6 protein-coding genes and 3 pseudogenes are annotated in these 10993 nt (G+C 71.7%); 4 read left to right on the top strand and 5 right to left on the bottom strand.

Annotation, left to right across the window (positions count from 1 at the left end):
- Positions 1 to 89 precede the first annotated feature (89 nt).
- A pseudogene (locus tag FF041_RS29695) lies at positions 90 to 740 on the top strand (class I SAM-dependent methyltransferase); the annotation flags it as partial.
- Positions 741 to 987: 247 nt separating this feature from the next.
- Positions 988 to 3759 carry an alpha/beta hydrolase gene (locus tag FF041_RS29690; RefSeq protein ID WP_323393087.1) on the top strand — a complete coding sequence of 924 codons (2772 nt, stop codon included), beginning with the start codon at positions 988 to 990 and terminating at the stop codon, positions 3757 to 3759.
- 310 nt (positions 3760 to 4069) lie between these two features.
- Here FF041_RS29690 and FF041_RS29685 read toward each other — a convergent pair.
- Positions 4070 to 4273, bottom strand: a pseudogene (locus FF041_RS29685) (hypothetical protein); the annotation flags it as partial.
- A 131-nt stretch (positions 4274 to 4404) separates the two neighbouring features.
- Between FF041_RS29685 and FF041_RS29680 the strand changes: the two are divergent.
- On the top strand, positions 4405 to 4629 hold the full coding sequence (locus tag FF041_RS29680) for a hypothetical protein (RefSeq protein ID WP_153525655.1): 225 nt from the start codon (positions 4405 to 4407) through the stop codon (positions 4627 to 4629).
- A 17-nt stretch (positions 4630 to 4646) separates the two neighbouring features.
- Here FF041_RS29680 and FF041_RS29675 read toward each other — a convergent pair whose 3' ends face one another.
- From FF041_RS29675 to FF041_RS29665, 3 genes are all read right to left on the bottom strand, one after another.
- Positions 4647 to 5153, bottom strand: a complete 507-nt coding sequence (locus tag FF041_RS29675; RefSeq protein ID WP_153525654.1) for a fascin domain-containing protein — start codon at positions 5151 to 5153, stop codon at positions 4647 to 4649.
- A gap of 414 nt (positions 5154 to 5567) precedes the next feature.
- Positions 5568 to 5828: a PqqD family peptide modification chaperone gene (locus FF041_RS29670; protein WP_153525653.1), complete on the bottom strand. Its 261-nt coding sequence runs from the start codon at positions 5826 to 5828 to the stop codon at positions 5568 to 5570.
- Positions 5829 to 5844: 16 nt separating this feature from the next.
- A complete protein-coding gene (locus FF041_RS29665; RefSeq protein WP_194292220.1) occupies positions 5845 to 6225 on the bottom strand; it encodes a hypothetical protein in 381 nt (126 codons plus the stop codon).
- Positions 6226 to 6789: 564 nt separating this feature from the next.
- On the opposite strand from FF041_RS29665, the pseudogene FF041_RS29660 reads away from it, so the two are divergent.
- Positions 6790 to 7368: pseudogene (locus FF041_RS29660) on the top strand (cytochrome P450); the annotation flags it as partial.
- A gap of 784 nt (positions 7369 to 8152) precedes the next feature.
- Here FF041_RS29660 and FF041_RS29655 read toward each other — a convergent pair.
- Positions 8153 to 10822 (bottom strand): M4 family metallopeptidase, encoded by a 2670-nt coding sequence (locus tag FF041_RS29655; protein WP_323393083.1) that lies wholly within the window; start codon positions 10820 to 10822, stop codon positions 8153 to 8155.
- Positions 10823 to 10993 lie beyond the last annotated feature (171 nt).

Below are 10993 nucleotides of genomic sequence, written 5' to 3'. Positions count from 1 at the left end.
GCGATCCGCACGCGGCCCTCGCCCACCACGGTCACCGGCCGGGCGCGGCGACCGGGGGAGTCGTCAGCGGCGGCTGAAAGGGGCGGGGAATGACGAACACCGCTGCCATCGCGCAGTACTGGGACGCCGCCGCTCCGCGCTTCGACGACGAGCCGGACCACGGCCTGCGGGCCCCGGAGACCCGCGACGCGTGGGCGAATCTCCTGAACTGCCGGCTGCCGTCCCGGTCTGCGGACGTCCTGGACATGGGCTGCGGCACCGGGTCGCTGTCCCGGCTGCCGGCCGAAGCAGGACACCGGGTCACCGGCGTGGACCTCTCCTCGCGGACGGTCGCGTACGCCCGGACGAAACCGACGGCCGCCGGGCTGGCCGGGCGCTTCCTCGTCGGCGCCGCCGCCGCCCCGCCCATCGGCGATCAGCGGTACGACGTCCTGCTCTCCCACCGCCTGCTGTGGACCCTGCCCGACCCGCACACCGCACTCGCCGGCTGGATCGCCCGTGTCCGCCCTGGCGGCACCCTCGTCCTCGTAGAAGGCCGGTGGCGCGAAGCCGGGCAGAGCCGAACGCCGTACGCGGCGGGCGCCGGGACCCTGCCCTGGGCGGGCGGTATCGGCGCAGCCGAACTCGCCGCCGCCGTGCGCCCCCTCGTCACCGAACTGCGCGTCGAACCCCTCAGCGGCCAGGCGGCCCTGTGGGGGCGTCCTGTGACCGACGAACGATGCGCCGTGATCGCCAGGGTCTACCGTCCGAGGTGCCTGGCGTGGCTTTTCGCGGGGCACGGAGACGGCCCGGCCCTTCCCGGGCGCCCCGGCCCCATGACTCCCGTCCGACTCGCGTCCGGCTCCTGTTTGATTCTTGTGTGATTCCCGTCAGATTCCCGAGGTGAGGCAACCGGTGACGACACGTCACCATCTCCTCGGTGCGGGGTGCACCCCCGGGGATCCCTGGGGGCGCTGAAGCATGACCCAACGACGAGGAGACACCATAGTGAGACAGGTCTCACGCGCGCTGACGGCTGCGTTGGCGGTCCTGGCGCTGGCGGCGGGTGCGCCAGGACTGGCGCACGCGCAGCCGGCCGCCGAGCCCATACCCGGCACGCCTCCGGGCGCCTCCGGGGAGCGGCTGCCGGAGGGGTGGCGCGTCGAGGGCGGGGAGCTGGTCTGGAGCTCACCCGAGCCCGTGGGCATGGGCGGCGCCCTGGTCGAGTTCCGCTCGGGGGAGCGGACCCTCGGCGTCCCGGAGGCATCCGACGACCACCGCACCTTCCGGCTCGCCCTCGGCGGGGTGAAGGTCGGACCGGTGAGCGGACTCCAGGTGGTCGCCGGTTCGCGGCGGCTGGACGCCGCGGGGGCCGACCAGGCATCCGGTCAGCGGCGCTCGCCGGTCGCGGTGGCGCGGGACCCGTTGCCCGCCAACCAGGTCGACCCCGGTGTCGCCGGGAAGTACCGCACCACCAGCGGTGAGTACGCCCTGAAGTCGGTGCGGCTGCCGGGCTACGCCGAGCCCGTGGAGATGCGCGCCACGGTCGTCGGCCCGACGGACGCGCCGGGGAAGCGACCGCTGGCGCTCTTCCTCCACGGCCGCCACGCCACCTGCTACAAGCCCGGCGGGAACAGCGCGGGCATGCAGTGGCCGTGCAAGCCGGGTCAGAAGGCGGTCCCGAGCTACCGCGGCCATCTCCACGACCAGAAGCGCCTGGCGTCCCAGGGCTATGTGACGGTCTCCATCTCCGCGAACGGTGTCAACGCGCAGGACAACCGCGCGGCCGACTTCGGGGCGCAGGCCCGCTCCTCCCTGGTGCGCCAGCACCTCGCCCGCTGGGCGGAGTGGGGCGCGAATCCCGCGAAGGCCCCCAAGGCCGTGCGCGCGACGGAGCCCGCCAACCTCTCGAAGGTGCTCCTGGTCGGCCACTCCCGGGGCGGTGAGGGCGTCAACCGGGCGGCCCTCGACAGCGTCTCCCCGCCGCCGCCCGCCGAGGACGGCTACCGGGGGCCGGTGGACTGGCGCATACGCGGCACCGTCCTGATCGGCCCCACCGTCTTCGGCCAGAACCCCACACCCGACGTGCCCTCCATGACCATCCTGCCGGGCTGTGACGGCGATGTGAGCGACCTCCAGGGCCAGATCTACCTCGACGGCACCCGGGGCGTCGGCCGGGGCACGGCGCTGCAGAGCGCGGTGTACATGGTCGGCGCCAACCACAACTTCTTCAACAGGGAGTGGACGCCCGGCCAGGCCGAGGCCCCGGCCGGCGACGACTTCTGGGACGACGAGGACAACCCGGACCCGGTCTGCTCGACAGGGGCCAGGACCCGGCTGAGCGCCAAGCAGCAGCAGACGGCGGGCACCACCTACATCGCCGCCGCCGCGCGGCTCTTCCTCGCGGGCGACGACCGGGTACGCCCGCTGCTCGACGGCTCCGGCCGGCGCGCGCCCTCGGCCGGCCCCGCCCGGGTGCTGACCCATGCCGTCGGCGGCAACCGCACTCCGGCGATCCTGCCCGACGCCCCGCTCTCGGTGACGAACGGGCGCGTGTGCCGGCAGGTCACGACGAGCGCCACCCGGGCCTGTATGAAGGACTCCGACCCCGGTCAGTCGCCGCACTTCGCGTCCTGGGCGGTCGCCGAGAGCGAGCCGGGCCGCAACGCGGTCACGGCCCGCTGGACCAAGCCGGGCACCCCGGTCCGGCTGACGCCGGAGCGCGCCTTCTCGCTGGCGGGCTCCGACGCGCTCGCCCTGCGGGTGACGGTGCCGCCGAACACCCGGGGCACCCGGCTCGACGTCGCCCTCACCGACACCTCCGGCAAGCGGGTGAGGCTCGGTCAGGTCACCGTCGACGGCCTTCCCGGCTCCGGCTCGACGGCCGCGCACTGGGCGCGTGAGGTCCGCGTCCCGCTGAAGGCCGCCGTCAGCGCCGGTGCCGACCTGAAGCGGATGAAGTCGCTGGAGCTCACCCCGCGCAGCGGCTCCGGCAAGCTCTGGCTGATGGACGCCTGGGGCTACCGCCCCGGCACCCCGGCGGTACGCCCCGTCGCGCTCCCGAGGGTCGACATCGGTCAGCTGACGGTCAAGGAGGGCGACTCCGGCACCCGCACCTACCGCGTGCCCGTCAACGTCACCGGCAAGGGCACCGGCGTGATCAAGCTCGCCGTCCTCGACCTGCAGACCTACAAGTCCAGGGTCCGCACCGTGACGGTGAAGGCCGGTGGCTCCGTGGACGTGTCGACGACGGTCAAGGGCAACTCCCGCTACGACACCGACCTCAGTCACGAGGTCGCGGCCAAGGCCGTGCGCGGCGCGGCGGTCGGCGGCGCCTCCGGGGGCGTACGGGTCGAGAACGACGACCCCATGCCCACGGTCACCGTGACCCCGGTCGCAGACTCGGTCACCGAGGGCCGGAAGCTCACCTGGAAGGTGGGGCTCTCCGAGCCCGCCGACACCGACATCCAGACGCCGTTCGCCCTCATGCCGGTGAGCGAGGGCACGGAGCTGTCCACGAAGGACGTCGACGAGGAGTGGCTCGCCGACATCGGCGAGCTCCCCGACCCGGAGCGGCCCCTGTCCACGGACGGTCCCTACCTCTGGGTCTACGTCCCCGAGGGGGAGACGAGCACCGAGGTGTCCGTGCCCACCATCACCGACGCGCTGACCGAGCCGGAGGAATCCCTCCGGATGCAGGTGAAAATCTACAAGGAGGAGGGCGAGTGGCCGAACGGCCCGCTCCTCACGGGGAAGGTCACGGACGCGCGCCGGCGCTGACGCCCGGGCCCATGTCCCGCGCTGACCGTGCCTGAGCGCACCACCCGGAGATGGCGCCGGCCCCCGCCACGGGGGCCGGCGCCCCGGCTCCCGGCCTGGTGCGTATGAGCCGTACGGTCCCTCCGGCCGGCTGAGACGCTCCCGCCCCACCACCCGGCGGCGGCCGGCCTCCGCGCCGATGTTGAACACGGCAGCGGTCGGAGGGACGGGCGAACGGAAGGCGCCTGACGGGCAGAAGGCCCGTCAAGCGCCTTCTCGTGGGCGTCTAGACCCCGGTTGTCGGGGTAGAGCCCGCGCATGGTGTGGTCGCGAGGAGGGCAAGCTGGCGCATCGTCGAGTTCGCGCGCCAGTAAGCCGCGATCAGCAATGCTCGGTCCTCCAGCGGAAGACTCCACGGTCGGCCCTTGCAGACCGCATCCGCATCCGCATCCGCATCCGCATCCGCACCCGCGTGCCGCAGAACCGTCACCGGCTTCCCGAGGGCCCGCGGGCTCAGCCCGGTGCACGGGGGCATCCAAGACGGCTCCGACGCCGTGATCACAGCAGTCGCACCGAGATCATCCCACCTGTGACCGGCTCACTCGGGCGGCTCATGCAGCCATCCCCTCCCCGACCCGTATCACGATCCAGTCGTACGATCCCACCATGACGATCGATGTCCTCGCTGAAGACCTGCGGCCCGGCGATCTCCTTGAGTTCTCGACCGAGCACGGTACCCAGATCCTCCGGTTGACGTTTGTCGAGCGGCGCATCCACGGAATCAAATTCATGGGCCGCAACCACGAGGGGCAGCTCTACTCCAGCGGGATGCAGTACGGCCGGCCGGCGCGGTGCGTTCAGCCGTGGGCCCTCGCACCGGCCCGCCGATAGCAGATACGGGACAGCCCTCAGGCTAGATCGAGAAGGAATTTCTCGTTCTCGCCGCCGTTGGCGTTGACCTGGCAGTTCACCGTTCCCCCAGGTCCGGTGGCGGAGGTCACCCCACTGCCGGTCACCATGCGCAGGTAGATACCCGGGAAGGCCGCCGACTCGAAGGAGAACGAACCGTCTGCCTGGGCGCGGGCATTGAACTTCTCCCAGGGGCCGATGCCGTATTGACAGTTGACCGTCCCACCTCCGGCCTTGGTGGTGGGGACCCCGGTGCCATCCATGCGCAGGAACACATTCGGGAAGGCCGCCGACTCGAAGGAATACGAACCATCGGTCTGCGGGTGGACCTTGTACGTCGTCCAGGGGCCGGTGCCGTACTGACAGTTGACCGTCCCACCTCCGTTGTCAGTGCTGGCGGTCACCCCGGTGCCGTCCATGCGCAGGTAGACGTTCTGGAAGAATGTCGAACGAATCGTGATCGGCGCGATTCCTGGCTTTGCGAGGTCAGTTGCAGATAACGGCATGATGGCCTTTCTCCTTCTATCTGGGCGTGTCGCGGACGCGGTCCGGACTCAGCGCCGCCGACGGCCTTTGTGGCGCTGGATACCGGGCTGGCGGGATGCATTCCGTTCAGTACTCACGGCGTCGGACGGCAGGGGTCTTGGCAGCTCCGTGAGCCACTTCCCGCAAAAAGGAGCCTGCCGTACTGCAAGATAAAGCGGCGCCGCAGCCGACATCCACGCTTTCCGCCCCCTCTTGCATTTCCTGCTGAGCAGGCCCCGAACGCACTGTATTCGGGCCGACACGGTCTGTCCAGACTCGGCGCTTTGGTAACGCTGTGCGGATCCTGGTATTGATCGGATGATCGCCCGACAGGCGGGTCGTCGCCCGCTCCCGGGCGCCACCGGCCCGAACCGTCCGGTACGACTCGATCGACGTCACCGCCACCACCCCCATCCGCTGTGCCATCGCCGCGGCGATCTGGCGAGCAGGCCGCGGTCCGCCAGGCCGCGCTCGACCGACGCGAGGTCCTGCCCGGCCTGTTCACGCGGCACGGCAAACCGACCCGCGTACCCGGCGACCGCCTGCTCGCGCTCCTCGGTGCTCAGCAGCAGGCGGAGCGCGACGGCCGCCGTGCCGGTGAGCTGGAGCCACCGGCCCGAACGCTCGTCGAGAAGGGCCCCGGCCGTCTCGGTCACGACGGGGTGCACTCCTCTACGCAGCCGCATGGCCGTCCACCTCACGGTGGTCGTGGGCGGTCTCGGAGTACAGGACGTAGCCGTCGTCATAGCTCCCGCCGGTGCAGAAGCCGATGACGTACTGGCGGCCGGGCTCCAGGAGGTCGTAGCACGTCTCTGCGCCGGCGGTCGTGTACCCACCGCCGTGGGTGCGGCTCACGGACTGCCCCAGCTCCAGCTCCCCGGGACCGGTGCCCTTGAGCGCCGTGTCGACGCGGGCCCTGACCGTCCGGACGCCGCCCGGCAGATCGCTCTCCTCCTCCAGGTATCCGATGGCCCGGGTGACCGTGACGAGGGCCAGGTGTTCGCTCTCGGCTGCGACGGACTCCGGCCGGGAGAGATCCGGCGCGCACAGCACGTGCGTGGCGGCGGGGGCCGCATCGCCCTGCCACCAGGTGTAGCCGCCCCGACGGCCGCGAACGCAAAGCACAACTCTGGCCCGGTCAGCTCCAGAGCTGACTTCACCTCGCCCTCATCACCCATGCCACCGCCGGGCGGATTCTCCAGACCCGCGTCGACAGCCACCAGCACAGCACCAACACCACGCTCATCCACCAGACGAGCACCACGGCAACCGTTGTGTGGTTGAGACCGGTCCGTCCGCCGTCCCCGTCTTGCCCACATTCCTGCTTCCCGCGCCGTTGCAGTGGGAAGGAACCATCCGGCACGGCCCCCACGGCACCGCGCCGTGATCGGCGGGAGTGTGCCGTCGGCCTGGGCGGGGAGGCCGGGTGCGGGGATGCCCGGCATGGTCTTCGGGAAGAGGGAGGTGCCGCTCATGGGCGGCGAGTCCGGTGAGTTCCGTGACGTCGGTGACGTGGCCGAGGCCGGGTCGGACGAGGGATTCGGATTCCGCAGGATCGAGCGCGGCGGGACGGCGGCGGAGTGTCCCGTCGCGCGGGGTAGTGACGGGGTGTGGGAGGTGCGCGGGTACGACGAGGCGCGTACGGTGCTGCGCAGTACGTCGACCGTGCAGGCCGGGCTCGGGATCGAGATGGTGTCGAAGCTGCCGAAGCGCATCCGGCGGCCGGTACTCTACCGGGACGGTCCTGAGCATCGCGAACACCGCCGCCAGACCGCACGGTTCTTCACCCCGCGCCGCGTCGATGAGCACTACCGCGATGTCATGGTCCGCGTCGCTCAGGCCCGGATCGACCGGCTCCGGGCCGACGGCCGGGCGCGGCTCTCCGATCTCAGCTTCGATCTCGCGATCGAGGTGGCCTGCGCGGTCATCGGCCTGACGGACAGCAAACCAGGCATCAAGGAACGGCTGGAGCGCTTCTTCCCGGAGCGGTTCGGCACGCCGGGACTGACGAGCCTGCACGGCATCTACTGGACACTGCGGCAGAACACCAACTGGCTGCGGGTGTACGCCGGCGATGTGCGCCCCGCCGTGCGGGCCCGCCGCCGCACCCGGCGGGACGATCTCATCTCCCACCTCATCGACGACGGCTGCTCGAACACGGAGATCCTCGGCGAGTGCCTCACCTTCGCGGCCGCGAGCGCGAGAGGTCCGGTCGGCAGTGCCTATCCGGTGCGCCGGCCCGTTCAACCCCCTGCGGACGGCGGCGCTCGTGGGTCGGCCCATGAGGTGGGCGGCGGTGTCTTGGGCGACGCGGGGTAGGCGTGGATCCGCTGGGGTGCTGCGGTTTCCGTGCGCGGCGGCGCTGCGCGATTGTGCTCCGGGCCTCGGCGGCTGTGAGCTTCCTGGTCTCCAGGTCTGGCCGGCGCCCGTACAGCTGCCCCACGTTTTGACTGCGCACGACCAGTACGGCAGTCCGCCGCCGTCCCCAACGCACGCGTCACCAGCGGCCCGCTCTCAGCCCCGCCGGAACAAAGGGCAGCCGGTGCCGGGTAGGTCATCAGGGATATCTTCCGGCAGCGAGGAGACCATCCCGCCGCCGGTGCTGTCAGAGTGCGGTGCCTCCAGCGGTGAAACCGGGCAGCCTGTCCCGCGCCGGATCGGCAGCCCCCGGTCCGTGACCGCTTCCCGTACCGGCGGTGCGGAGGGCTTCAGCCCGGAGAGCGACCGGCATCCCGGGATTCCCCGACCGCGGTCCAAGCCTTGTCCGCGCGTGCCCGCCGCTGCACCGACTCACGGCGTGCAGCCGGCACTCGGTGCGCCAGGCCAGGCCCCGGGGCCGAACCGCGTGGGTGCCCATGCCCCATGGGCGTCTTCCCGCACGGGCCGTGCGGGGAAGAGCCCGCCCCGGTGGTCCCGTACGGGCGTGGGCGGACGTGACCGGGAAGGGGCCCGGGACGCGGGGCCCCTTCCCGGGCGGGGATCAGCCGCAGGTTCCGGAGGGCCGGGCGCGGGTCACCACGTCGGTGGTGCCGGTGGTGCCGTCGAGCCAGAGCACCTGGCGGCCCTTGCCGGCCACAGGGTGGAGCTGTTCACCCCGGTTGCAGGAGACCCGCACGGCTGTGCTGCCCTGTGCAGGAGGGTCGGCATAGGCAGGCAGCTGCCAGAGCTTGGGCAGCGACGCGTTACTGCCCGGGGTGGCGGACCGGCGGCTCCGGGTTCCGGCGGTCACCACCTGGTCCGAGAGCGCCAGTGTCTCCATGGCCAGTGCCCCGGGCCCGGTCTCCGGGCTGAGAACGGCCGTGCCGGAACCGTCGAGCGCAATCCGGCGCAGGGCGGTCTCACCGTTGTCGTTGTAGTCCTCGCTCGCCAGCCAGAACACATGAGTGGCGCTGCTGGCAGTTTGGCCGAGGGCCACCCCGGGGCTGGAGACCATGCGGAGGACCCGGTTCTCACCGGTCGCCGGGTCGAACATCCGGGTGCGGTACTCGAAGCGCCGGAACGGCGGCGTCCCCGGCACTTGATCGACTTCCTGGTATATGAGCCGGCCCTGGCTCAGTGAGGGGAAGTGCGCCGCGTGGAAACGGCCGCCACCGAAGATGACCCGTTTCTCCGGGTCGCTCTGCCGGAGATAGCTCACCTGGGAGGCGGCTGCCCGCGGACTGTGCGGGAAGGCCACGAGGTCTCCCGCCACCGTCATCGGGCTGCTGATACGACGGCCGGTGTACAGGGTCTTGACCGGGCCGCCCGCGATCGGCCGGGCCAGCACTGACACGATCCAGGCGTCGAACGCCTGCCAGATCACCGTCTTGCCGTCGGTGGCGGGGTTGACGTGGTGGCGCCCGTCATTAGGGCTCATCAGCTTCGGCTGACCGCGCCCGTCGAGGCGCCTGGTCCACACGGAGTACGGCTCGTCGCCGGACTCGTTCGAGGTGGAAGTGACCCACCAGCCGCCGCCCGAACCCATCACCGAGTTGGCGGTGTTGACCCGCTTCAGCACCGGATCGGCGTCCACCCCCAGGGCGTTCTCCCAGCCGGGCACGATGCCGTGGGCGCTGAAGGCCCGGCGTACATCGCTGAGCTGCCGCGTGGTGGCGCCGAGGTCACGGGCGGCGGCGAGCAGCGCGGCCCGGCCCTCGGTGAAACCGTCGAGCGGGGTGAGGTACTGGGTGAGCGCCCGGTAGACGATCCGGTCGGTGAGATCGGCCCCGAGATCCTCGCGGATGTCCCACAGCGCGCCGCCGAAGATGGTGGAGTTGAGATGGACGCCGCCGTTGTCGGTGCCGATGGTGACGCCGACGAAGGAGCCGGAGGTGGTCCGTCCGTCGTTCATGTCGCGGAAGGCGCACTCCCGGGGGGTCTTCGTGCGGCACAGGGCTTCCCCGATCAGCCCGGAGTCCGGGTCGTCCGCCGGGGTGCCGTGGACCTCGGCCTCGATGGTGTTGCCGAAGTAGTCCGCGATGGCCTCGCTCAGCGCCCCGGACTGGCCCGCGTGGACCAGCCCGGCCGAGTGGTCGATCACCGCGTGGGTCATCTGATGGCCTACCACGTCCACGGCGGCGGCCATGGGGCGGTACTCTTCATCACCTGCGCCGTAGACCAGTTTCTGACCGTCCCAGAAGGCGTTGACATACGCCCTCCCGCCGTAGTCGGTGACACCCACCAGGGAGGTGACGGACATCTCCCGGTTGTCCAGGCCGTTCCTGCCGTGCTCCTCCCGGTACCAGTCATGGACGCGCGCGGTCGCCCAGTGCGCGTCCACCGCGCCCGCCCCGGTCGCATCTGCACCGAACTCGGGTGTCGGGGAGCGGAACACGTCCAGGCCCTTCGGCCAGACCCCGACCGCATCGCTGGCCTGTACATTCCGTGCGTCCCAGATCGTCAGTGTCTGGCCGTACTCCTCCAACCGGGTCGCGTCCCGCAGTCGATAGGAGTCGCCGAGGAACGACACGTTCAGCGGGACGGTCCGCCCGTCGAGGGTGACCCCGGAGCCCGGCTCCAGCGCTTGCGCGGCCGTGCCCCGGCCCGCCGCCGGGCGCGGGGCCGTGCGGGCCGGGGCGGCGGGCCTGTCCGGTGTGCCGACCGTCTTGACCCCGCTGTACCCGAGGACGGGGTAACCGGCCCGGGCCTCGATGTAGACCTCGCGCAGCACCGGTTCGGCCTGGGCCGGGTCACTGCCGCGTACCGTCACGTGCCAGCTGAGCACCCCGATCCCCTGCGGCAGCACGACCAGCCCGCGCACGGTGCCGGTGAGCGGCGGGGCGTCCTCCTCCGGCGGTGCGGTGAGGGTGTTGCGGGTCAGGTCCTCGTCCACGGCGTCGACGGCCCGCTCGACCGCCGTCTCCCGAGTGACCTTCGGGGTGGTGTCCACACGCAGCCCGGTCATATAGCGGCCGGAGGTGCCGGTGATGGTCCGCCGCCCGTTCCTGCTCTCCATCCGTACGATGTACTGGCCGCCCAGCACCGGAACCCCCCGGTGCTCCTGGGCCAGCCGCACGGCCTCCTGCCCGCCCGGCGTAGTCAGGGTCCGTAAAGGGTCCAGATCACGGACGGGGTCCGCGATCCGGTACCGGTCCCGGTGCTGTGCCAGATGGCCGAGGGCCGCGTCCGCAGCGCTCGCGGCGGCCGGGGCCGGCTCCCGGAGCCCGGTCACCAACGACGGTGTCGCCGTACCGGCCCCTGGGACCACCTCCCCGGGGCCGGGCGGCGCCCCCTGCACGGCCCCCGCGGCGGCCGGGACCACCCCGACGACCAGTGCGACGGCACTGAGCAGTGCCGTCGCACCGGATAAGGCGTGACGCCGTGTTCGTGCCGCGCCCGGTCT

The sequence above is a fragment of the Streptomyces jumonjinensis genome, from assembly GCF_009600885.1.
GTDB classification, from domain to species: Bacteria; Actinomycetota; Actinomycetes; order Streptomycetales; family Streptomycetaceae; genus Streptomyces; species Streptomyces jumonjinensis.
This window is presented reverse-complemented; position numbering and strand designations above follow the sequence as displayed.